The organism is Pseudanabaena sp. UWO311 (genome assembly GCF_006937785.1).
In the GTDB taxonomy this organism is placed as follows: Bacteria; Cyanobacteriota; Cyanobacteriia; order Pseudanabaenales; family Pseudanabaenaceae; genus Pseudanabaena.
Genome location: NZ_SJEE01000012.1, coordinates 115,204 through 137,714, shown reverse-complemented (window position 1 = coordinate 137,714; position 22,511 = coordinate 115,204). Strand labels below are relative to the sequence as shown.

General features: G+C 41.6%; 28 protein-coding genes. 16 read left to right on the top strand and 12 right to left on the bottom strand.

The features are described 5' to 3' along the window. Positions 1-38: 38 nt before the first annotated feature. A complete protein-coding gene (locus PseudUWO311_RS11575) occupies positions 39-1,265 on the bottom strand; it encodes an ABC transporter permease (RefSeq protein ID WP_103669170.1) in 1,227 nt (408 codons plus the stop codon). A 722-nt stretch (positions 1,266-1,987) separates the two neighbouring features. On the opposite strand from PseudUWO311_RS11575, the gene PseudUWO311_RS11570 reads away from it, so the two are divergent. The 6 genes from PseudUWO311_RS11570 to PseudUWO311_RS11545 all read left to right on the top strand — a co-directional run bounded on the left by PseudUWO311_RS11570 (position 1,988) and on the right by PseudUWO311_RS11545 (position 7,029). Beyond that, positions 1,988-2,488, top strand: coding sequence for a DUF2231 domain-containing protein (locus PseudUWO311_RS11570; RefSeq protein ID WP_142655387.1), 501 nt, complete (start codon positions 1,988-1,990; stop codon positions 2,486-2,488). Beyond that, positions 2,485-3,096 carry a DUF2231 domain-containing protein gene (locus PseudUWO311_RS11565; protein ID WP_142655386.1) on the top strand — a complete coding sequence of 204 codons (612 nt, stop codon included), beginning with the start codon at positions 2,485-2,487 and terminating at the stop codon, positions 3,094-3,096. Before PseudUWO311_RS11570 ends, PseudUWO311_RS11565 begins: the two co-directional genes overlap by 4 nt. An 8-nt stretch (positions 3,097-3,104) precedes the next feature. Beyond that, a complete protein-coding gene (locus PseudUWO311_RS11560; RefSeq protein WP_142655385.1) occupies positions 3,105-4,022 on the top strand; it encodes a cytochrome c oxidase subunit II in 918 nt (305 codons plus the stop codon). Between the two features lie 17 nt (positions 4,023-4,039). Beyond that, on the top strand, positions 4,040-4,609 hold the full coding sequence (locus PseudUWO311_RS11555) for a hypothetical protein (RefSeq protein ID WP_142655384.1): 570 nt from the start codon (positions 4,040-4,042) through the stop codon (positions 4,607-4,609). A 142-nt stretch (positions 4,610-4,751) separates the two neighbouring features. Then, a complete protein-coding gene (gene ctaD, locus PseudUWO311_RS11550) occupies positions 4,752-6,431 on the top strand; it encodes a cytochrome c oxidase subunit I (RefSeq protein WP_142655383.1) in 1,680 nt (559 codons plus the stop codon). Then, the gene (locus PseudUWO311_RS11545; protein ID WP_142655382.1) at positions 6,418-7,029 is read left to right on the top strand and encodes a heme-copper oxidase subunit III; all 612 of its coding nucleotides are present in this window, start codon (positions 6,418-6,420) and stop codon (positions 7,027-7,029) included. Before ctaD ends, PseudUWO311_RS11545 begins: the two co-directional genes overlap by 14 nt. A gap of 152 nt (positions 7,030-7,181) precedes the next feature. Here the strand turns inward: PseudUWO311_RS11545 and PseudUWO311_RS11540 are convergent, their stop codons facing one another. Continuing rightward, entirely contained in the window at positions 7,182-7,646 is a 465-nt protein-coding gene (locus tag PseudUWO311_RS11540; RefSeq protein WP_142655381.1) for a hypothetical protein, read from the bottom strand. Positions 7,647-7,758: 112 nt separating this feature from the next. Here PseudUWO311_RS11540 and PseudUWO311_RS11535 point away from each other — a divergent pair, with 112 nt between their 5' ends. The 3 genes from PseudUWO311_RS11535 (at position 7,759) to PseudUWO311_RS24615 (ending at position 10,853) form a co-directional block, all read left to right on the top strand. After that, a complete protein-coding gene (locus tag PseudUWO311_RS11535; protein ID WP_142655380.1) occupies positions 7,759-9,270 on the top strand; it encodes a GMC oxidoreductase in 1,512 nt (503 codons plus the stop codon). 144 nt (positions 9,271-9,414) lie between these two features. Then, positions 9,415-10,635, top strand: coding sequence for a PIN domain-containing protein (locus PseudUWO311_RS11530; RefSeq protein ID WP_142655379.1), 1,221 nt, complete (start codon positions 9,415-9,417; stop codon positions 10,633-10,635). Between the two features lie 95 nt (positions 10,636-10,730). Further along, positions 10,731-10,853, top strand: a complete 123-nt coding sequence (locus PseudUWO311_RS24615; RefSeq protein ID WP_263402934.1) for a hypothetical protein — start codon at positions 10,731-10,733, stop codon at positions 10,851-10,853. 212 nt (positions 10,854-11,065) lie between these two features. On the opposite strand, the gene PseudUWO311_RS11525 is transcribed toward PseudUWO311_RS24615, so the two are convergent. From PseudUWO311_RS11525 to PseudUWO311_RS24010, 3 genes are read right to left on the bottom strand one after another with little or no spacing between them, the layout of a single operon-like run. Next, positions 11,066-11,347: a type II toxin-antitoxin system YafQ family toxin gene (locus tag PseudUWO311_RS11525; protein WP_055073920.1), complete on the bottom strand. Its 282-nt coding sequence runs from the start codon at positions 11,345-11,347 to the stop codon at positions 11,066-11,068. Next, a complete protein-coding gene (locus PseudUWO311_RS11520) occupies positions 11,328-11,558 on the bottom strand; it encodes a hypothetical protein (protein ID WP_142655378.1) in 231 nt (76 codons plus the stop codon). Before PseudUWO311_RS11520 ends, PseudUWO311_RS11525 begins: the two co-directional genes overlap by 20 nt. A gap of 35 nt (positions 11,559-11,593) precedes the next feature. Continuing rightward, a complete protein-coding gene (locus PseudUWO311_RS24010; protein WP_190303470.1) occupies positions 11,594-11,731 on the bottom strand; it encodes a hypothetical protein in 138 nt (45 codons plus the stop codon). A gap of 36 nt (positions 11,732-11,767) precedes the next feature. Here PseudUWO311_RS24010 and PseudUWO311_RS11515 point away from each other — a divergent pair, with 36 nt between their 5' ends. Both PseudUWO311_RS11515 and PseudUWO311_RS11510 read left to right on the top strand, forming a co-directional pair. Beyond that, positions 11,768-12,388, top strand: coding sequence for a type I restriction enzyme HsdR N-terminal domain-containing protein (locus tag PseudUWO311_RS11515; protein WP_142655377.1), 621 nt, complete (start codon positions 11,768-11,770; stop codon positions 12,386-12,388). 105 nt (positions 12,389-12,493) lie between these two features. Then, positions 12,494-13,714 (top strand): MFS transporter, encoded by a 1,221-nt coding sequence (locus PseudUWO311_RS11510; RefSeq protein WP_142655376.1) that lies wholly within the window; start codon positions 12,494-12,496, stop codon positions 13,712-13,714. 19 nt (positions 13,715-13,733) lie between these two features. Here PseudUWO311_RS11510 and PseudUWO311_RS11505 read toward each other — a convergent pair whose 3' ends face one another. After that, positions 13,734-14,693 (bottom strand): asparaginase, encoded by a 960-nt coding sequence (locus PseudUWO311_RS11505; protein WP_142655375.1) that lies wholly within the window; start codon positions 14,691-14,693, stop codon positions 13,734-13,736. A 196-nt stretch (positions 14,694-14,889) separates the two neighbouring features. Between PseudUWO311_RS11505 and PseudUWO311_RS11500 the strand changes: the two genes are divergently transcribed. Further along, entirely contained in the window at positions 14,890-15,105 is a 216-nt protein-coding gene (locus tag PseudUWO311_RS11500; protein WP_142655374.1) for a hypothetical protein, read from the top strand. Here the strand turns inward: PseudUWO311_RS11500 and PseudUWO311_RS11495 are convergent. The 6 genes from PseudUWO311_RS11495 to PseudUWO311_RS11475 form a co-directional block, all read right to left on the bottom strand. Further along, the gene (locus PseudUWO311_RS11495) at positions 15,102-16,127 is read right to left on the bottom strand and encodes a hypothetical protein (protein ID WP_142655373.1); all 1,026 of its coding nucleotides are present in this window, start codon (positions 16,125-16,127) and stop codon (positions 15,102-15,104) included. The genes PseudUWO311_RS11500 and PseudUWO311_RS11495 overlap by 4 nt on opposite strands. Positions 16,128-16,403: 276 nt before the next feature. Then, a complete protein-coding gene (locus PseudUWO311_RS11490; protein WP_142655372.1) occupies positions 16,404-18,593 on the bottom strand; it encodes an AAA family ATPase in 2,190 nt (729 codons plus the stop codon). A gap of 88 nt (positions 18,594-18,681) precedes the next feature. Next, on the bottom strand, positions 18,682-18,987 hold the full coding sequence (locus tag PseudUWO311_RS11485; RefSeq protein WP_142655371.1) for a DNA-binding protein: 306 nt from the start codon (positions 18,985-18,987) through the stop codon (positions 18,682-18,684). Then, on the bottom strand, positions 18,974-19,318 hold the full coding sequence (locus PseudUWO311_RS11480; RefSeq protein ID WP_142655370.1) for a type II toxin-antitoxin system RelE/ParE family toxin: 345 nt from the start codon (positions 19,316-19,318) through the stop codon (positions 18,974-18,976). The genes PseudUWO311_RS11485 and PseudUWO311_RS11480 overlap by 14 nt, the downstream gene beginning before the upstream one ends. A 13-nt stretch (positions 19,319-19,331) precedes the next feature. Continuing rightward, positions 19,332-19,472 (bottom strand): hypothetical protein, encoded by a 141-nt coding sequence (locus PseudUWO311_RS24005; RefSeq protein WP_190303469.1) that lies wholly within the window; start codon positions 19,470-19,472, stop codon positions 19,332-19,334. A gap of 112 nt (positions 19,473-19,584) precedes the next feature. Beyond that, complete coding sequence (locus tag PseudUWO311_RS11475) at positions 19,585-20,712, bottom strand: hypothetical protein (protein ID WP_142655369.1); 1,128 nt, start codon at positions 20,710-20,712, stop codon at positions 19,585-19,587. A gap of 357 nt (positions 20,713-21,069) precedes the next feature. Between PseudUWO311_RS11475 and PseudUWO311_RS11470 the strand changes: the two genes are divergently transcribed. The 4 genes from PseudUWO311_RS11470 (at position 21,070) to PseudUWO311_RS11455 (ending at position 22,395) form a co-directional block, all read left to right on the top strand. After that, positions 21,070-21,327, top strand: a complete 258-nt coding sequence (locus tag PseudUWO311_RS11470) for a hypothetical protein (RefSeq protein ID WP_142655368.1) — start codon at positions 21,070-21,072, stop codon at positions 21,325-21,327. After that, positions 21,324-21,701 (top strand): type II toxin-antitoxin system PemK/MazF family toxin, encoded by a 378-nt coding sequence (locus PseudUWO311_RS11465; protein ID WP_142655367.1) that lies wholly within the window; start codon positions 21,324-21,326, stop codon positions 21,699-21,701. The genes PseudUWO311_RS11470 and PseudUWO311_RS11465 overlap by 4 nt, the downstream gene beginning before the upstream one ends. A gap of 209 nt (positions 21,702-21,910) precedes the next feature. After that, positions 21,911-22,135: a hypothetical protein gene (locus PseudUWO311_RS11460; protein WP_126385820.1), complete on the top strand. Its 225-nt coding sequence runs from the start codon at positions 21,911-21,913 to the stop codon at positions 22,133-22,135. Continuing rightward, positions 22,132-22,395 (top strand): Txe/YoeB family addiction module toxin, encoded by a 264-nt coding sequence (locus PseudUWO311_RS11455; protein WP_142655366.1) that lies wholly within the window; start codon positions 22,132-22,134, stop codon positions 22,393-22,395. The genes PseudUWO311_RS11460 and PseudUWO311_RS11455 overlap by 4 nt, the downstream gene beginning before the upstream one ends. Positions 22,396-22,511: the final 116 nt, after the last annotated feature.

Genomic DNA, 22,511 nt, shown 5'->3' with positions numbered 1-22,511 from the left:
ATGAGAGGCGGCGCTTCGCGCCGCCTCTCATGCTTGTGTTAAATACTTCTCAAAGCCACAATTGGATCAAGTCGGGCAGCTTGTCGGGCGGGGAATATGCCAAAAAATAACCCGATGCCGCCAGATACCCCCACAGCAAGGCATATTGCGCTGATGGATACACCAGCTTGTAATGGAGAAACTGCGGCGATCAGTAGAATGCCACCAACGCCAATACCTGTACCGATCGCACCACCTAGCAATGATAAAATCACCGCTTCAATTGTGAACTGGGTGAGAATATCGCTGGGTGAAGCACCAATCGCTTTACGAAGTCCGATTTCGCTGGTGCGCTCGGTAACTGACACCAGCATGATATTCATAATGCCGATTCCACCAACTAGGAGAGAAATACCTGCGATCGCAGCAAGCATAATCGTTAAAGCACCTGTAATATTCCCAACAATTGCTAGCGCGTCCTGTTGGGTACGAATTGTAAATGTATCGTCAGCATTGACATCAGAGGTACGGTGGCGCAATCGCAATAGATTTGAGATTTGGAATTGGGCAGCGTCTACATTGTCGTTGCTAGTTGCTGACACATTAATTACAGCGACAGCAACTCCATAGGGGGAAGTTTTGCCAGTCAGTCGGCTAGACATGGTCGTAATCGGCATAAAAATTGTGTCATCTTGGTTCGTACCCAGAAAAGCGCCTTTTTCCGACATTATGCCGATCACTTCATAGCTAGTACCTCGCATTCTCACCGTCTGTCCAATAGCCGATCCCTGTGGGAATAACTCTTTCGCGATCGCAGCTCCGACTGTGATGACTCGCGCATTCCGTTTGATATCTTCCTCGTTAAAAAAACGTCCTGCGCTAACTTCGGCATTGCGGACGATCGCATAGGTGTCCGTCGTCCCGATCAGGGTGGCACGTTTAGTATTGTTACCTGCGATCGCTAGCTCGGAGCCATTAATCTGCGCTGCAACACTGCGAACGGTGGGTACTTGGGTAGCGATCGCTTCGGCATCGGCAAGCACTAGTCGATTGGGCGGTGCAATTACATTCCGTCGCGCATTGTCAGTACCAGTAATCACAAAAATCACGTCTGTACCAAGTGACTGGAACTGTTCAGCAGCATATTTTTGTGCGCCTTGACCGATCCCAACCATCAAAATTACTGAGGCATTGCCGATGATGATACCGAGCATTGTCAATGTGCTACGCAAGCGATTAGCGGCAAGGGTTTTGCCTGCCATCCGAAAGCTTTCCCAAGTATCCATCCTTAAAATTTCCTGATGTATATAATCAACTTTTAGCGAAGAATTAAATATAAAACCCTAGAATCTGCACCGCCCGCTGCGCGGGCGGTGCAGATTCTAGCTTTGGATTTTAAATTATACTGATCTGCTTATTTCAAGTTTAGAGCTAAACCTAAATGATGACTTCAACCATTGGGCTGGAATCGTAAAGAAATTTTGCTTATAGCAATGAAAGAGATAGCTAGGACAAATCAAAGCCCAAATACCAAATAAATGAAGGCGGTGCAAAGCGCCGCCTTCATTTATTTGGGCTTTATGTCCTAAACACAACTTTCATTGCTATAAGCAAAATGAGAACTTTAAACACTTATTATATCGCTTGAGCTTTGACGTGTTGTCTTTTGACTTAGATCAACTATTCGCGTAAGGATAACAACAATTGGGAATAGTAATGGCTATTTGAAGCTTAAGTAGACTCGCTTAATTAATTACACACCCAAACCCGTAAGGTTTCGACCCTGAGGGTCGAAACCTTACGGGTTTGGGTGATTTATTCTGCACAGAGGTACTTATAACAACAAAATCTGAGACATATTCTTCAAAATGCTAGACAAACATTTACGAAGGCTCATTCTCTTTTTTACAAGACTAATTCTCTTTTTTCGCAAGGTTTAATTCTCATATGTTTAGACTAAAATAACAGCATACGCAAATCCAATCCTTCATTGAGTATTAAAAATACTATGCTGGAATACCTTCCACCGTTAAATGACCATAATTTGCCCTATCCAGATACAATTCATCCGATTGTGGTGCATTTTGTGATTGCGATGGTGTTGTTTTCGGTAGTATGCGATGCGATCGGCTACTTCACTCGCAACCCTCGCCTATATGAAGTTAGCTGGTGGAATTACTTTTTTGCCACTATTTCTATCTTTATTGCGATCGTCTTTGGACAAATTGAAGCGGGACTTGCTGAACCTTATAGTTCAGTAGAAGCTACTTTAAACTTGCATACCATTATTGGTTGGTCATTATCAGGAATTATCGCCGCGATTACAGGATGGCGCTATGTAATTCGTATCCGTGATCCAAAGGTATTGCCTGTTTCGTTCCTTAGCGCAGGTGTATTACTGACTGGACTGGTTTTGTTTCAAGTTTATTTGGGAGACCTCTTAGTTTGGGTCTACGGACTGCATACAGTTGCCGTTGTCGAAGCTTTAAGGGAGGCTAGTTTAAAATGAATCCAGACTTGATTAATCAATTAGGTAGTCAGTTGGGTGTTAATGGATTACCCTATGCAATTCCCATTCATCCCAATCTTGTTCACATGACTTTGGGTCTGTTTATTGTGGCGATCGGGTTTGATTTTGTCGGTGTGTTTTTTGTTCTGGAAAAGCCATTTTTCAAGTTTCTTGCAATTCCTGCTGCACGTTCCAACTTTTTTGATGTCGGTTGGTACAACATGGTCGCCGCTTCGATCATCACCTTCTTTACTGTGGCTGCTGGCTTTTATGAGATCTTGTTAGCCACTCCTGATCCAAATGTGAAGAGTGCTTGGGGTTTTCAAGCAATGGAAACTATGATCTGGCATGGTGTGGGCGGCGTTTTACTGCTAGCCCTCATTGTCGGCATGACTGTATGGAGAGGATTTCAGAGATTTCTCTGGCGCAAGGATATGGGACAGCAGGTGCAATGGAGCTATCTATTAGCTGGATTAGCGATTTTTGTGATCATGTTTGCTCATGGAACTTTAGGTGCACAACTTGCTTCGGAATTTGGCGTACATATCACCGCCGATCGCCTGTTGCGCTTGGGGAATAATGCCGATCTCAATCAATTACTGAAATAGGGAGATCTATGAAACTACGCACGGGTTTAATTTTAGGTGGGATTGCGATCGCGATCGCCCTCATCAGTCTCTGGATGGGACAAGCTGCCTATACATGGTTCCCGCCGCAAGCTTCCGCAGAATCGATTTTGGTGGATAACCTATTTAGCTTTTTAGTGACATTAGGAACTTTTATTTTTCTTGGTGTAGTTGGCACTTTGAGCTATTCCATCTTGTTTCAACGCGCAGGAAAATATGACTATAGTGATGGTCCTCATATCGAAGGCAATGTCAAATTAGAAATCATCTGGACAGCGATTCCTTTTGCCTTGGTGATTTGGATTGCCGCCTATAGCTATCAAATCTATGACAAGATGTCGATCTTAGGTCCCATGGAACACGCTCATCATGGACAGATCGTGGCATCGGCTGATGCGGCATCGATGGATAGAGATGAAACTGCAACTACAGAAAAAATTGATGTATTTGCGCGGCAATGGTCGTGGGAGTTCGTTTATGGCAAAGGCACTAGTATCGATGTTAGTAGTACAGAATTACATTTACCCAATAATCGCAGGATCAAGTTAGTACTTCATTCGGAAGATGTGCTGCATGGCTTGTATATTCCTGCTTTTCGGGTGAAGCAAGATGTAATTCCGGGACGTGATATTGATTTTGAATTTACACCGATTCGTGAAGGGAAATATCGCTTGCGAGATTCGCAATATAGCGGCACTTACTTTGCGGCGATGCAAACGGATGTGGTAGTGGAGTCGCCTGAAGCCTATCAAAAATGGTTGGCGGATGCTTCTATCGCTACGCCTGTAGCTGCCTATAATCGTGCATCTAATGAATATGCTAAACGCGCTAATGCAAATAATTGGGCGACAGTTATCCCTGCGGCTCCGCCTGTGGTGAATTATTCAAATGTTCCGGACACAAAATAATAAGCTAGGGTTTATCTATGGTTAGTGGGTTTGATTCTCTCATACTGTTTTATCCCCAAAATCAAGCGTTCATTCGTGGTGAATCCAGTTTACCAGAACGATTAATGGTTGTGGACGGTGTCTATAGAGCTTTTCAAATGCCGATTTTATTTGTGGTTGGGCTAATTTTAATTCCATTTATTTTAGCTCAAGGGCTAATTGAATTGGCAAAGGCAGTAAACATTTGGAACTTGCCACAAGTTACATTGCTAATCCAATTTGCTGGATTTGGGTTGAGTGGTTTGGCGATACTGAATTTGTTTTCGCTTTTTTTTAATCCTGTCCTATTCAAATTGGCTGAAACCATGTGGGCAAAACATAGAGCTTCTACAATCCTTAAAAACGGTGGTGAGGTGATTGATGGTTGGGTTTTTAATATTAAAGAAGACCCTGAGAAAGACTGGTGTATTGAGTTTAAGATTTCCCCAGAATTAACTGCCGACATGTACAGTATTACAATGCCGTACTTGCCCGATCACTTGTCTCATGTGAAGAATGAATCGGTCTTAAAACTCTTTAGACATAATAGCCGCCTATTTATGTTGTAATTTATTCACTTCAAAATGGTTAGCAGATGCTTCTAATGTTAAGCCAGTATCTGCTTACAATCCTGATGCTAATGACAGTTATCCCTGCGGCTCCGCCAGTAGTGAATTATTCAAGTTCTAATTAAATTCCTCAAGAGCAATCATGGCAAACATTTCTATTGATGCGATCGCCGATCTTCCACCTCAGTCTGAGCAGCCTGAAGACTGGCGGCGATTTTTTGGATTTAGTACCGATCATAAGGTGATTGGGATTCAGTATATCGTTACTTCCTTTTTCTTCTTTCTCATTGGCGGCGTTCTGGCGATGGTGATTCGGGGTGAACTGATTACCCCTGAATCGGATTTAGTCGATCGCGCTGTGTACAACTCCATGTTCACGATGCACGGCACGATCATGCTGTTTCTCTGGACATTTCCTGTACTTTTAGGGATATCGAATTACCTAGTGCCGTTGATGATCGGCGCTCGTGATATGGCTTTCCCTAAGTTAAACGCCGTTGCCTTTTGGATGGTTCCCGTATTTGGCGTGATCCTGATGGCAAGCTTCTTTATTCCTGGGGGATCTTCACAATCAGGCTGGTGGGCTTATCCGCCTGTAAGTTTGCAAAATCCGACAGGAAATATTGTTAATGGTCAGTTCCTGTGGTTGCTTGCAGTAGCCATTTCGGGTGTGGCTTCGATTATGGGCGCGATTAACTTCGTGACTACGATTTTCCGAATGCGGACGACAGGAATGACTTTGTTCAAAATGCCTGTGTTTGTCTGGACAGTCCTCGCCGCGCAAATTATTCAACTATTTGGATTGCCAGCATTGACCGCAGGAGCGGTGATGTTGTTGTCTGACTTGACTTTTGGAACAAGCTTTTTCGATCCAGCCAAAGGCGGCGATCCCGTTCTCTTTCAACATTTTTTCTGGTTCTATTCCCATCCTGCGGTTTATGTAATTATCCTGCCAGTGTTTGGGATTTTCTCAGAGATTTTCCCTGTTTATGCGCGTAAGCCTCTCTTTGGGTACAAGGTTGTGGCGGTATCTTCGTTAATCATTACGGGATTGAGTGCGGTGGTTTGGGTGCATCATATGTTTGCTAGTGGTACACCTAGCTGGATGAGGATGCTATTTATGGCGACAACAATGTTGATTTCTGTACCGACGGGGATCAAGGTTTTCGCTTGGGTGGCTACGATCTGGGGCGGCAAAATCAAACTAACTACGGCGATGCTGTTTGGATTAGGTGCACTGGTGATGTTTGTATTCGCAGGTATTACAGGCATCATGCTTGCTTCCGTACCCGTAGATATTCATGTGAATAATACTTACTTCGTGGTTGGACATTTCCATTATGTAATTTACGGCGCGGTGGTAATGGGAATCTACGCAGGGCTGTATCATTGGTTCCCCAAGATGACTGGACGCATGTATTCAGAGGGTTTAGGCAAACTACATTTCATTCTGACTTTTATTGGTACGAATGCCTGCTTCTTCCCTATGCATCCGCTCGGCTTACAAGGAATGCCTCGCCGCGTTGCCTCCTACGATCCTGAATTTGCTTTCTGGAATGTGATTGCCAGTTTAGGCGGATTTCTACTAGGAATATCGACATTGCCATTCTTACTCAACATGATTGGCTCATGGGTACAGGGAGAAAAAGCTCCCAAAAATCCTTGGCGAGCGATCGGTTTAGAATGGCTAATTTCTTCGCCTCCATCCCATGAGAACTTTGAGGAGTTACCGATTGTAATTTCGGAACCCTACGGCTATGGCAAAGATGAACCATTAGTTTCTAATCCTGATAAGTTGGAGGTAAATCATGCAACCAGTTGATACTTCTGTTGGCGACAATTCTATTTTGGAAGTTGCCCACGCCGCCCATAGTGAGCATCCCGACAATCGGCTATTTGGCTTTGTGGTCTTCCTACTTTCCGAAAGCGTCATCTTCTTGAGCTTTTTCGCCGCCTACATTGTCTATAAAACCACATCCATCAACTGGCTACCTGATGGAGTCACAGGCTTAGAAATTCGCGAACCTGCGATTAATACAGTAATTCTAGTTTCCAGCAGTTTCACTATCTATATCGCTGAGAAATTTCTCCATAAAAAGCAACTTTGGGGCTTTCGTGCCTTCTGGTTGCTGACGATCGCTATGGGTAGTTACTTCCTCTATGGTCAAGCCGTGGAATGGAGTGGTTTAGCCTTTGGCTTTGGTGATGGCGTGTTTGGCGGTAGTTTCTATTTGCTGACAGGTTTTCACGGTTTGCACGTTTTAACGGGTGTGCTGTTGCAGTTAATCATGTTGGTGCGATCGTTCCTTCCCAATGAATATGACAAGAGTTTGTATGGCATTGAGGCAACTTCGCTATTCTGGCATTTTGTTGATGTGATTTGGATTGCGTTGTTTACGTTGATTTATGTGTGGCAATGATTATTGGGGTATTAGCGATTAGGTTAGTGTGTTTATTTTTTCACCTTAAAGAAATTTGATGTTTTAAAGCCTTCCAGCAAAAGCATTATAGAATTACATTTTACAAGTGGCGAAAAATTAGTGACACTAACCAATTAGCTTTTTGCCATCTCCTAAAACGTACAGTAGGAAGAAGCACGCGGACACCAAGAGAAATAATGATAATAAAGTGAGATGGATTGCAAAACATAGATACAAGCCAAAATATTGATTACCAATTCCTTCCTAAGAGCTAGGAATTCCTGAAAGCAGAAAATACTGGCGATCGCGCCACCCGCAAAGCCACCAATCAAGACAAAAAATAGCCCTATCAAAACTGCGATCGCTCCCAATCCACCTTCTCCCCATGTCTTTAGGGAGTAGTATGGTGTTGATATCCAAGGTGTGATGAAGACCAGCAAACAACCAAAGAAAGCGCCGATATAGCTCACGAATAAAGTATCTTGAATGCGTCGTCGTAATAACCCGACAACCAAACCTACTGCCGACCCGACAATTAAACAAATGCTCCCACTTACTAACGTATTGAGGAATAATCGGGGCAAAATGTAGAAAAAAATCAGCCTGAAATCCAGCATAGAATTACCCAGTTGTATTCATGAAATATTCGTAGCCATCCAATTGTATAAACTCTGAAAACTAAGTATAAAGCTGACCATTAAACTCAATAGTAAACCCAAGAGAAACCTAATGATTATCGACGACAATTATTACGATGTGATTATTATAGGTACTGGTGCGGGCGGAGGAACCCTTGCCTATAAACTGGCTTCCACAGGTAAGAAAATCCTGATTCTCGAACGAGGTGATTTTATGCCCCTCGAAGAACAGAATCGCAGTAATATCGATATCTTTCAACGCGATCGCTATCATGCTCCTGAACAATGGTATGACCACACAGGTGAACCATTTTCACCGCAGACTAACTATGCGATTGGTGGGAACACCAAAATCTATGGTGCGGCTCTATTGCGGCGACGTGAGAAGGATTTTGAAGAAGTCACCCATCAAGCGGGAATTTCGCCAGAATGGTGCGTGAAGTATGACGAATTTGAGCCTTACTACACCGAAGCCGAAAATCTCTATAAGGTGCATGGCGAGACAAATTCTGATAGCACCGAACCAACTCACAGCACTGATTATCCCTATGCTGCGGTGAATAATGAACCTGAGATGCAAAAGATCTATGAGGCGATCGCTAATCAAGGTTTGCATCCATCGACAATTCCCCTCGGCTTGACCCGTCAAAAGGATGACCCCACTAGCGACTCTGAAGAAAGTTGCCTCGTCCCTTCCTTAAAGTCGGCAAATGTCACCTTGAAAACCCAAGCCAAAGTAATCAGTCTCCATACCAATCCATCAGGACGATCGGTGAAGGGAGTAGAAGCAGAAGTGGGCGGACAGTCCTATCTGTTTTTAGGCGATATTGTTGTGCTTGCCTGTGGTGCGATTAATTCGGCGGCGTTGCTGTTGCGATCGGCAAATGATACTCATCCGAAAGGGCTTGCCAATAGTTCCGATCAAGTGGGACGGAATTTGATGAAAAGCCTGTTGTCATCGGTAGTCCAACTCAGCACTAAGCCCAATAACGGCTCCTTCCAAAAGTCTATTTATGTAAATGATTTCTATTGGGGTGATGCAGATTTTCCCTATCCAATGGGACATATTCAGAATTCGGGCGGACTACTCACCGACATCATTTTTGCGGAATCTCCGCCTGTATTTTCCATTGTTGCGAAGCTCATGCCCAACTTTGGACTGAAGCAGTTAGCGACCCATTCGATCGGCTGGTGGGCGCAAACGGAGGATTTACCCGACACGAATAATCGGGTGCGTTGGGAAAATAACAAAATCCATATCGATTACAATCCCAACAATACGGAAGCCCACGATCGCTTAATTTATCGATGGACTGATGTCTTAAAAAATATCGAAAAATCACTAGATGGCTTCCGTACTGGTTTCCTGCATCCCCGCTCTGAGTCACCGTTGCAAGTGGTCGCCAATCAATGCGGAACCTGTCGCTTTGGTGACGATCCTGCAACTTCCGTTTTAGATCGCGATTGCCGCGCCCACGATCTCGATAATCTCTACGTTGTAGATGGCAGTTTCTTTCCGTCTAATGCGGCGGTGAGTCCTGCTTTGACGATTATTGCTAATGCTCTAAGAGTAGGCGATCGGTTAATTGAGAGGTTGAAATAAGTCTTATGAGAACATATTACCCAAAAAACTTTAATATCTTTTTGGGTAATAATCGTCTCAAATCATTCAGCTATAACGTTTTAGATAATGCTAAAGTAGACCAATAAAGATTATCAATAGTAATTCAACTTTTAGGAAAAATGTATGCCCAGTGAAAATAAAAAGTTAAACAACGAATTTGACATTTTTATCTCTAACTCCGTTTACCCAGATGCTACTCCTATTTTTACTTACAGCCCTAAACCACTTGATAAAATTAAAGATGACTGCATTATCATAATTGATACTAACGCATTACTTGTTCCCTACAGTATTGGGAAAGAAGGTCTTGAACAAATTAAAAGAACATATGAAAAGCTCGTAAGTGAAAAAAGATTGTTTTTGCCAGGGCAAGTTGCAAGAGAGTTTGCTCGAAATAGAGCTAACAAACTAGCTGAATTATTTCAGCAGTTAAGCAGTAAAAGAAATAGCCCTCAAAACTTACAAAAAGGGAAATATCCCTTACTCGAATCCTTGCCAGAATATCAACAGTCTGTAATCATTGAACAGCAGATAGATGAACTGTTAAAACAGTATAGGAAATTACTCGGCAATGTGTTGGATCATGTTCATAATTGGAGTTGGAACGATCCAGTTAGTCTCATATATAGCGAACTTTTTAGCCAAGATGTTGTCTATGATTTTAAGTATGACGAACGTTTTATCAGGGATGATCTGAAGAAGAGGCAAATTCATAAATTACCACCAGGCTACAAAGATTCTAGTAAAGATGATGATGGTATTGGAGATCTTCTTATATGGCATACAATTCTTGAAATAGGGAAGAAACATAGCAAAAGCGTGATTTTTGTTTCAGGTGAAGAAAAATCAGACTGGTGGCACAAAGTTGATAAACAAACTCTTTATCCACGATATGAACTAGTGGACGAGTTCCGAAGAAATTCTGATGAACAGTCTTTCCATATTATTCCTTTTTCCCGATTCCTAAGCCTTTATGGTGCTAGTGATAGTACTGTAGAAGAAGTTCGTGAGGAAGAGAATAGATTAAGTATAGAGTTTACTTTGATTGGCGAGTTTATCCATAAATGGCAAACTCTTGAACAAAGTTTAATTTCAAAATATCGTTTGGCTGATCCTAGCGCTCCAGACGAATGGAGAATTAGACTAATTATTGGTAAATTGTTTCATCTCCATCTTTTAGATAAAGACTTAGTGGCAGATATAGAAAAATTACAAATGATTAGAAATGCTTTTGTCCATGATAGAACTATGACGGAAGTTCAATCTGAAGCCGAAATTAAAAATGAAATTTCTAGGCTAAACAAGATTATTGATATAGTCAATCAAATATCAGTTGATGACTAAGATAACAAATTAGTTGAAGAATTTATTGATCGCGTTATTAAAAATGATTTGGTTGGGCGATCGCGTTTGTTGTGGGTGAGTGGGCGATCGCGTTTTTGGTGAGTGAGTGGGCGATCGTGTTTTTGGTGAAGATGAGTGGGCGATCATGTTTTTGGCGGTGGTTGGGCGATCGCGTTTTGTTGGATGATTTGGCGATCGCGTTTTTGGTGAGTAGTTAGGCGATCGTGTTTTGGTGGGTGTGGCGATCGTGTTTTATGAGGGGGATGATTAGGCGATCGTGTTTTTATGGTGAGTTGTTGGGCGATCGTGTTTTTATGGTGAGTTGTTGGGCGATCGCGTTTTTGAGGGGATGATTGGGCGATCGCGTTTTTGTTGAGTGAGGGGGCGATCGTGTTTTTGGGGTTGGAATTGGGCGATCGCTATTTAATAATTAATAAACCTCATCATGACTCCCAATATCAACCAAAAAAATCACCATTTCCAACAACTTCTCATCTTCGGAAAACCTAAAAACAATCCTACAATCATAAGCAACAGAACAAGACCACAACCCCGCTAAATTTCCTCCCAACTTGTGAGACTTTAATGAAGGTGTAAACGGATCATCTCCCAACAGTCTTAATGCTTTTACAATTGCCTCAGTTAATTGTGGATTTTTCTTTGTAATTTTTTTGAAAGACCGTTTAAATCCGTTACTCCAAACAACTTGCATCATCATCCCCCAGTAAATCAGCAATCAATTCATCCACACTTCCTCTTTTTGCTGTTCCATTTTTAAATGATCTCATCACCTCTTCAGAATTAGCCAAAATTTCCTGCCGCCGACTCTCAATTCGCCGCTTACGGATTAGCTCAAACAAATAATCCTGATCTTCTATTGACAAACCCTCAATAGAATCAATAATCTGCTGAAAGACCATCATAAGAATTCCTTAACTATTACAAAATTTGTTAACAACTATCTTCTAGATATTTCTAATTCTAACTCACTAACATCAAACGACTCTGAGAGATCGGGTTTTTGGGTGGGTGAATGGGCGATCGTTTTTTTGTGAGGGGTGAGTGGGCGATCGCGTTGGATATTTTGTTTTTGCACTACTATTAAGATTATTACTCCTACCTAGAATTCATCATGGTTCAGGCGATCGCAGCAAAAGATGTAACGCTAAGAGAATTAAAGCAAAATTTTGGGCTTCAGATATCTCAAGATCCTACTTTTTTTACTGAATGGTTGGATAGTTTTATACCATTAAGAGAAGAAGAGCACCATTTATTAGATCGGGTAAAAGCTAATTTTCTAGAATTGATGGAAGATCCACCAATGTTAGAAAATACAGTGAAGATGGTAGTGCTTGCACCATTGTTAGATCTCGCAGGCTTTTATCACAAGCCATTTCGGATCGAGACAGAAACTGCTATTGCCTTAGAGATGAAAGATGAAGAAGCAATAATTCGAGGACGGATCGATGTATTAGTGATCAAAAATCAGCTTTGGTTATTAGTCATTGAATCAAAACGAAGTGATTTTGCAGTAACAAGAGCGATTCCACAAGCTTTAGCTTATATGTTGAGTAATTTGGAAACCGCACAACCAACATTTGGCATGATTACCAATGGGAATGAATTTTTATTCTTGAAGACTTCACAAAATCAGTATGCTAATTCACGGCTATTTTCTTTGGTAAACCCTAGTAATGAGCTTTATGAAGTATTACAAATACTAAAACAGCTAGGCGCAAAAATATGTGTGTGAGCTTTACGATCGCATGTTTTTAGGGTTCGGTTGCTCTAATGCTGCTGTCTGTAAATGTGATAGAGCTGTAGTATAGACAAGGACTATATGCGATCGCCAAAGCGAATGAATCGTAAATTTTGGATTATTGCCCTCATTTCTTTTATCAACTCCCTGAGTTTTACGATTCTGATCCCTGTGTTGTACCAATATGGTAGACAGTTCAAATTAGATGATTTTCAGACTAGCTTACTATTTGCAATTTACGCGATCGCTCAATTTTTTGCTACTCCAATCATCGGGAAACTCTCTGATCGCTTTGGACGCAAACCATTATTAATCATCAGTTTAGCGGGGACAGTGGTTGCAAATCTGATGGCAGGACTTGCCCCAAGTGCTACCTTTTTATTTTTCGCAAGATTTCTCGACGGAATTACTGGTGGCAATGCCTCTGTTGCTCAAGCGGTAATTTCTGATGTTACTCCTCCTGAGCAACGGGCAAAAGCCTTTGGTATTAATGGAGCTGCCTTTGGTTTAGGTTTTATTTTGGGACCAGCAATCAGCTTGGTTGCGCAGAAGGTAGCGTTGAATACTCCTCTAGGCAAATCATTTGGGGCATCTTTTTTGGTGTCGGGAACAATCGCTGCGATCGCTTTACTACTTACAATATTTCTTCTGCCAGAAACTCTCAAAACCAAGGCAAAAAAAGCACAAAATATCTTCGACCTTGGACTAGAAAAACTGATCACAGGTTTGTTCATGCCGAAAATTGGCATCTTATTGATCATTAATTTTCTAACGGGTATGACATTTACCCTGTTTACATTCGCATTTCAGCCCTATTTTCTGATAGTTCTCAAACAGAATAGCGATGGTTTAGCTTTAATGTTTTTGCTGTTTGGGGTTCTAGGTGTACTTATGCAGACTTTAGGCATTTCTCAAATGACAAAACATCTGCAACTAGTTCAGATTCTCTTTTTAGGATTATTCATCCGTAGTCTTTCCTTCGTTTTGATGCCAATTTGGGAAGATGTACATTATTTTGTCACCGTTTGCGTTCTTTTCTCATTACTAAACTCAGTTGTGCAACCGATGATTAGTGCGTTGATTTCCCTCAATACTAGCCCTGAAGAACAGGGCACGATTTTAGGGTTAAACTCATCTTATCTGAGCATATCTAATGCCTTTGGCCCCATAATTGCAGGATTAGTCGTTAATCAAAACCATCCTTCTTCCTATGGTTACCCACTATATTTAGCAGGAACTTGCACTTTCCTAGTTCTAATTTTTGCAGTTATAAAACGCAAAAGCTACGCCGTTAGGACAATTAGCGATAATAGCAAATAAACTTTAAAAGGTTGCTCTGTTATGCTAATGACAACTCTCCAACTGCTTCTAGACGGCTATATTTACCAATAGAAAGAAATGATTCTTCTAAACTTTGAGCGACTGTAGGGTTAATCCATCCTAATTGCTTTAACAAATGGATAGAAACTGCATTTTTCGCCCTTTTAGAGCCATCCATAACTTTGATCGCTAGACCCAATCCTTCTCCAATCCGTCCAATACATTGAACCCCTTCAGCACCAGATTTGCTGATAATTTCGCCATTGCTGAGGCGCATTAGCTCCGTGTCGAATTGACCATTCCCAGACACCATATCAGGATGTCTGGTCATCGCACGGGTAATACGTTCTAGGTGTAATTGATCATGAGTGGATAGTAGAGCATAGAGTCGGGCAAGTTGACCAATTTCTAATAGATAAGTGGGAACTCCACAATCATCATGGGCGCAGATAAATTCGGCAGCAGGCATATGCAAGAGATCAGCCATTGTATTGAGCGCAAGTTGCTGTACTGGATGACGGCGATCCATATAGGAAGAAATCTGCCATCCTTGCTGTTTACATATAGCGATCATGCCTGCGTGCTTGCCAGAGCAATTATGCTGAAGCGGACTTTTTTGGCATTCTGGTACTGGACATTGCAATGCACTTGGCTCCACATCGCATCGCCAAAGAATACTGAAAACTTGTCTGGCTTGAGCGATCGTACCTTGGTGCGAACCGCAAATAATCGCAAGATCAGTTTCTGAAAGGTTAAACCGATCCTGTGCACCCGTGATCGAGACTGGCAAAGCCTGAATTGGCTTAAGGCAAGAACGGGCAAAGGTGGTCGTCTGCGGATCTCCAGCTGCTGAGAGAATTCGACCTCTTGTATCAACAACGGCTGCTTGACAAGAGTGTACAGACTCGACTATGCCTTCGCGTAGCAATTGGACGGTAATTTTGTTAGCAGAGAAACGATTGCGCTTGCCAAGATTCATATGTTAATGCTTTTAGGATCGCCTTCATTATCTTACGGTAATTCAAAACTGAAACTGTCCGAAGTATTGTCATACATCGCAAGATTTTGCTATTTCGCGGTTAATCGCTAAATTTCGCATAGTGGTTATGTTAATAAAATTGAGGTTTATACTCTAAAGCATATACGGCTAAAAAACTAAATAACAACCAAAATATATGAAATTATTGGTGGTTAAGGTTTGCCTGGGGGGATCGATTCAATCATCACCTTTATCAGCAGCAACTTTATATGCTGACTTTATCACCCCAAACTCCTGTAGATTACCAATCCAACCTAATACCAATCGTGATGAGATCGAATTACTGACTGATGAGATGTTAAGTATGCCAAAGCTAGATGAGAATAATCGTGGCGTTGTTCAGAGACACTAACAAGGATTTGGAGGCTGAGTTTTTGGTGGTTCGACCAAATATTCCCAGCATAATTTCCCAGAATTCAAATCCTTTACTTTTAGGACACTTTGATGTGTCAGGTGATTGATGCGCTGATCGACAAGATAGTAAATTTTAGAATTAAAAATTGCAATTGATCGAATACCAATAGATTTATAGCTAGCATCGTAATTTACTGTTGTCAGAAGCTCTCCAGTTTCCGCAGCAAAAATCCACCAAGGTTGCTCTACATCACATATGTCAGGACAAACGAATATGTAGCATTGATCGAGAGTCACAATATAATGTAGCGTCTCACCTTTGCCTATCTCGATAATTTTTTCGATGTTCTGCTCTCCATATCTGTCGCGGATTCTCAGTTGTAATCCTTTTTGCCCATCAATCTCGTCCCTAACTAGATCTACAATTTTCTGTCCTGCAATCCAACATCCAGAGGGTAATGACTCTTCAACCGAGGTGTCAGTGATAGGATCTTCTGGCGGTAGTCTCTTCACAACACCAGAATTAAGGTCGATTCGCACTGTGCCACGATCTTTTCGTTGTGCGTATAGAGCGTCTATCCCTTCTGGTGGGGCGGCTCCTCCTCGATAATAGTCTTGAGCTTGCCAATCTAAGAACAGACGATTGGTAGTAGCCCGTAGTTGAAACTTTAAATTAGTTTCACCCCAATAGCGAGGAGGATAGAATGGGACAATGACCCAAGGGGGAAAGAATATAGTTGCTGACTGAAAGATTAAACTACCATTATCCAGAGCGAGTGTAGCAATCTTAAAAGCGCACCAAGTATTCCAATGAGGTGGCAATTTCTTTTGTACTACTAGCCACTTATTGGTGGCTAACAGTGGATATGATGATAAATCAGTCGTCCAGAGCACGCTACCATCATTGAGATCGATCGCGTCAATTCCATTATTGATATTGACAAAATAGCCAACCTGATGATTAGGCGAGAGGATACCGCCTGGCAGGAACTTCGGTCTTATTTGCTCGGTATTAGGCATACACCACTTGAGGATGGAAATACAAAATCGGTCAAATTTACTTCGCATTAGACTTATACCACTTGAGGATAGAAATACAAAGCAATAAGTATCGCATTTAATTGTGAATATTCGTAATTGCCAAAGGGTTTTATTAGTCTATGACAGTTCTTCCTGATCGAGCAAAGATTTAATCTGAGTGGCTTTGTTGAATGAATAAAAAGAAGACAAAAGATTGAGGATATTAAGATAGATAATTAACGATTAACGAATTGTGGAAACAGATTAATTTGGCGATCAATGAGTAATCGTTGCTGCTGAACTTACCCAATCTACTGTTTTATTAAATAGTTTGTTTGTCAGCAATTGTTGCGCGATCGCAATTTCGTCATCTGTGAGAAACTTGGCTAGATAGCTAGCATAGGAAGGCTTTGTCTGAGACTTGCTAAACCATCGGTTTAATAAAGCTGTAGAAATTTGCATCGGCGTAGTGATGCGTTCTACTTCTATTTCAACTTTTAAATCCACTTTCTCAAAAGCCGATCGCAAATCATCAATATCCCAATTTGTCATTGAGTCATCGGGATTGGTATAGATTGCTTCTTCCGCTTGCATCCAGCGATCGCCAAATTCATCAGGTAAATCAATTAACCGATAGATTCGTTGAGTGTGTTTGGGAATTGATTCATAAAGAGCAGTTTTCCCATCATGTTGTAAAAGATTGGCTAATTGCTGAGTGCAAGCTAATTTGTTAGGTTCGCGCATCAGAGTGTTATAGCCAATAATCGCTTCAAACTGCATAGAGGCTAATACATTAGGAATCTCTATTAACGAACCATGCAAAACAATTGGGCGCAAAAGTTCGGGTAAGCTTGCTGCTTGTTCTTGCAAAGCGATCGCTTCAGATGCTTGATAAGTCAATGCATAGACTCCGCCTTCTGAAACCGATCGCAATGCTTCCCATGTCATTAAACCTGTTGCGGCATTTAGGTTGAGAACTACATGATGGCGTTGCAACGATAATTTGGAGAATAGGCGATCGCGTATTTTGGCTAATCTTTCACCTGCCTGTCCGATGGTGCGTTGTAACCAGCGATCGCTTTTAGTATCAGTGGGGCTAAAGGTGAGGATTTCAGGCAATTCTATGACTACTCCGCTCACCATTGCGGCTAATTGAGCTTCGCGGCGGCGTTCTACTTGTAACTTAATCGCAGCTTCTGCCCCTTGATCTGATGGTTGATAGAATACCTGTCCTTGCAAACTGCTGGGTAAATATTGCTGCTCAATCCAATGGTCGCGATAGGCGTGGGGATAGAGATAGCCTGCTCCATGACCGAATCCTTTTTTATCGCGACTGCTATCTTTGAGAGGATTGGGAACATCGGATTGCCGTTCCTGCTCTACAGCGGCGATCGCATCGAAGAAGCCCATGAGACTATTGGATTTCGCAGCATTGGCAAGATAGAGAGTAGCTTGGGCTAAATGATAGCGACCTTCGGGTAAGCCAATGCGGTCAAAGGCTTCAGCGCAAGCATTTACCACTACTACGGCTTGCGGGTCAGCAAGTCCGATATCTTCGCTCGCTAAAATCAGTAATCGCCGCAAAATAAATCGGGAATCTTCGCCTGCATAGACCATTTTGGCTAACCAATAGAGAGCCGCATCGGGGTCGGAACCACGCACGCTCTTGATGAAAGCGCTAATCGTATCGAAATGAGCATCGCCTTCTTTGTCGTAGAGAACTGCTCTTTGTTGAATGGATTCTTCGGCTACGGATAAAGTAATAGCGATCGCGTCATTCTCATCGGGTTCCGTTGTTTCTACTGCTAGCTCCAAGGCATTCAGCAATGACCTTGCATCACCATTGGCGACATTGGCTAAATGGGCGATAGCTTCTTCGGCAATTTTTACTTTGAGGTTGCCGTAACCTCTTTGGCGATCGCTAATTGCTTGCTCTAGTACTCGCCGCAAATCCGCTTCGGTTAATGGCTTTAATTGGAATAATCGCGATCGGCTGACTAATGCTTTATTCACTTCAAAGAAGGGGTTTTCGGTAGTTGCACCGATGAGAATGATTGTGCCATTTTCTACCCAAGGTAGTAATGCGTCCTGTTGGGATTTGTTGAAGCGATGTACTTCATCGACAAAGAGGATCGTGCGTTGATTGTGATAGCCTCGTTGTGTTTGAGCAGTTTCGATCGCTTCTCTAATTTCTTTTACACCTGCGAGGACGGCATTAATGGCGATGAAGTGGGCGTTGGTGGTGTTGGCGATAATCCTTGCGAGGGTGGTTTTGCCTGTGCCAGGGGGGCCATAAAAGATGAGTGATGATAGGCGATCTGCTTGAATGGCGCGGCGGAGTAGTCTTCCTTGTCCAAGGATATGTTCTTGTCCAATGAATTCATCAAGGTTGCGGGGACGTAGGCGATCGGCGAGGGGTGCTTCTGATGCGGTGATTTGTTGGCGATGATTCTCGAATAGGTTCATGTTGGCGTGCTGATCGCCTGTTAATTATTGTTTTGGAGTCAAAGCAAACGATGCTTGCGGTTTGGTCTATTTTGCCGCCAACATTTTATTACGCAGGTTGTTTTTCCTGAACAGTTACCGAGAGTTTTAGCCCTAATTGGTTTAGTAATTTAGCAATTGTCATTAACTCACTGGGCTGTTGGTTTGGAAATAGTTGAGAGCTGAGATCTAAATTCAGATTATTGTTTTTTGAATTGTTTGTAATATCTTGTTGAGCTTCTGCGACGTTTTTCAAAGCCAGTAAAATATGCTCGAAGTCTCCATCTTCTAAGACTGCATCTAAATAAGCGGCGGCTTCTAAGGGATCTTTTAAGGATTCAATTAGGTAGGAATGATAGCTTTTATAGGTTGGCATTTTCTCTCCTCTGAAAGTCTACCCAGTAATGCTTTGCTCTGATGATATCTTGCTTTTGGGTGTTTTTGTCACCGCCACATAGCAAAAGAACTATGGTTTCTCCTGCTTGAGCAAAATATATTCGATAACCTTGTCCATAGTCAATTCTGAGTTCTATGACTCCTGAACCAACAGGCTTGTAGTCTCCAAAGTTTCCATTTTCAACTCGATCAAGCCGTGCTTTAATTCTAGCTCTTGCTTGGCGATCGCTTAGCGACTCTAACCAAAGCTCAAAGGGACGCTCGTCGTCTTCGGTAGCGTAAAAGATCACCTCTTGTGGACGTGCTTCCATGAACCTGTATTGCCTATAAAATGAAACCTTTTAATTTTGTCATGGAACTAGAGACTTTTTGTGTTTTGTTAGGCGATCGCTGGGTTGCTCCTGCCGCGATCGCTAGGCGTTGGTACAGTGCTTCTGGTATTTGTAAAGTAACAGTTTCAGCCATATTCTTTTCTCGATGGGTTAATCATCTTTATTTTATAGTCTATGATTTTTGACAACTTTGATTTTGAAATTGAGTGTTAAGGAGAATGATTGTTGCTTTGTGTAGGAAAGTATTACAGACAATCACTACTTGTAAAACCAAGGTCTGCTAAAACATTTTTGCGTTTTGGAGGTTGAATGTTTATAGCCGTGTCTCGCAACCTTCTTTGTTCAAAGAGCATAATCTCTTCTGGTAATTCCCCAAAGAATCTTGGGTGATGGTAGATAACAGGATCAGGATGGCGAAAAAGATCTACTCTCTTAAAAGCTAGAATGCCTGCAAATGTGGGACTTTTATCTTCTTTGCCAGACTCTAGGAATATTCCATCTGGTTTAATTACAGCCTCCTGAAGATTATTCCTAGTATTTTCAACTATGGTTTTGTAGCCAAATAAAGCACGATCAAAATCATTAAATTCTACACCATAACCTGAGCCATGTATTGCCAATAAGACAGGCAGAGACTCGTTTCTTACCTGTTTGCGTTTCTTCTGAATTGCACGTTTTATTCTATCCTCTGCTCTCCCAATATAGTCAATGGGATACATCCGACTGCCTACACAGGGATTATGCCCCAGTATTTTCGGGAAAAAGGCTAGATGTAATAGTCCCGATTTCATCTTTATACTTTCCTCATGCCATCTCTCCTGAGGTTTTTTTGGCAAGTTTCCACACATTTCTACAAATGTGCGCCTAAATTCTTTTTTAGAGTCTTCATAGCCAATATTTGGTAGTTGAATCACGCTAACACTCCAACCAGTCGGCGTATTTTCATTCATAATTTCAATAAGTTTCTCATCTCTTTTTCGATCTTCGTCTCCTTCACTATCGAAACTGGGTGAAACAACTTCAATAATTAGTTGCTGCCCACCAAAGCTAACAAGGAAATCTGGGCACTTACCGTCTGAATTTTCTAACTCTATACAAAACTTTCCGCCTAAAACTTGAATAGTTCTAGCTAGTATAAATTCAAGAAAGGTACTATCCCACCTAGTTTGCAACGCTTTTATGAAATGCTCTTGATACTCTAATGGAATTTCCTCTAAGTTTCTCTTCAAAAACTGTCTGAATATCTGCGCTCGTTTAATAGTGGAACGTCCCAGCCAACTAACTACTGATTCTTCACCTTTACCATAAGAATTATCGATTGTAGTTGGCTCTGACAGCCATTTCCATTTGCTGTATTTGTCTAAGTTTTCCATGTTTTTGTCCAAAGTTAAAATCAATGTCAGTTCGTTACGCTAATGTTTGCTATTTGTAAATATTTATATATTGTACGATCTCATATTTCTACCTAGCTCAATTTTGACTTTTGAAGCGATCACTTTTATCTACAAGGCTCTATTAGCGATCGCGCTCGATGATGACAAAAGGCGATCTCCAATTTCTGTCTTACTCAACTTTTGATGTTTGAGGCGATTATTTCTTTCTACAAAATGCGATCTCGCTTGATGATGACAAAAGGCGATCGCCGTTTGTAGAGATTATTTGTGTGATCGCCTTTCCTGTTATGGTTTGCTAAACTAAAACTAACTTGAGTGTGAATCGAGAAAAGTCGTATGAATGCAATTAAAAACGAGATAGTACAACGATTGGAAATTGTTCCTGATGATAAGCTGCGAGAAGTTCTTAGCTTTTTAAACTATCTAGTGTGGCAAACTGAAAACTCACGTACTCAAGAAGACACAGACTGGCTAAAGAGCGACTTATCAAGTTTAGACAACTATGAACCCTATGAATGGCAAGAAGGAGAACTACAAGAAGGACTACCCGTTAAATTTATCGCAGAAACAGGGGAAATTGGGATCGGTGTATGACAGAGCATATTTTACAAATTGGTGATGTCATAACAGCAAAATTTCCTAGTCAAAATCCTAGCGGTAGAAAGCAAGAAGGCTACAGACCCGCAATTGTTGTAGGAATCCCCAGCCGATTAGGAAAACTGCGCTTTCCTCTAGTCTTCGTTGTCCCCATGACAACAGACAGAGGACAAGAATGGGCTGATATCAATCCTAATTTATATGTGCGATTTTCGGCTGGAGTAGCTGGATTAAAATCGCCATCAATTGCTCTTTTAGATCAAGTTCGCGCAATAGATATTTCTCGCATTGTGGCATATCGTGGCAGCCTCACACCTCAACAATATGAAGCCATCGCAGAATCCCTTCAAAAAATAATGGAACCTGAGTAAAAGCTTCATCACCATTTGTAGAGATTATTTTGTGCGATCGCTCATATCTACCTTACTCATCTTCAGACTTTTGAATCGATTATTTTTATCTACAAAGCTCTGTTAGCGATCGCGCTTGATAATGTCAAAAGGCGATCGCTCCCAAAACTTTAAAAGTCTTATATTATGGTAAGTATCATATAAATCTACGCTATTAGGCGTTATCCAAAATGCAAATCAGCTATCGATTGAACGCTAACGAACTTGACAACAATTTCCTAGAAAGCTTAAAAGCCGCTTTCCAAAACAAAGAGATCGAGATAGTTGTATATGAAAGCGATGAAACCGCTTTTCTATTACAGAATCCTGCTAATAGAAAGAGATTGCTAACTGCGGTGGAAAACATCCAAAACCGTAATAATCTCGTAGAACTTAATTGGGATACTATCTCATGAGAAGACGCATCCTATTTGAAGCAGAAGCCTTTGAGGACTATAATACATGGGCAAAAATGGATCGAAAAATTTACAACAAAATAGTAGAACTTATCAAAGATATTGAGCGATCGCCTTTTTCAGGTATTGGTAAACCTGAACCTCTAAAATATGGACTGAGCGGATTTTGGTCAAGACGCATTAGCGATGAACATCGTCTCGTTTACCAAGTAACTGATACAGAGATTCTAATTGCTGCTTGTAAAAGTCATTATGAATAACAGAAATATCGCGATTAGTCCTATTTGCAAACTTTTGAAGTGATTATTTTTGTCTACAAAGCTCTGTTAGAGATCGCACTTGATGATGATAAAAGACGATCGCCAGCAACCCCACA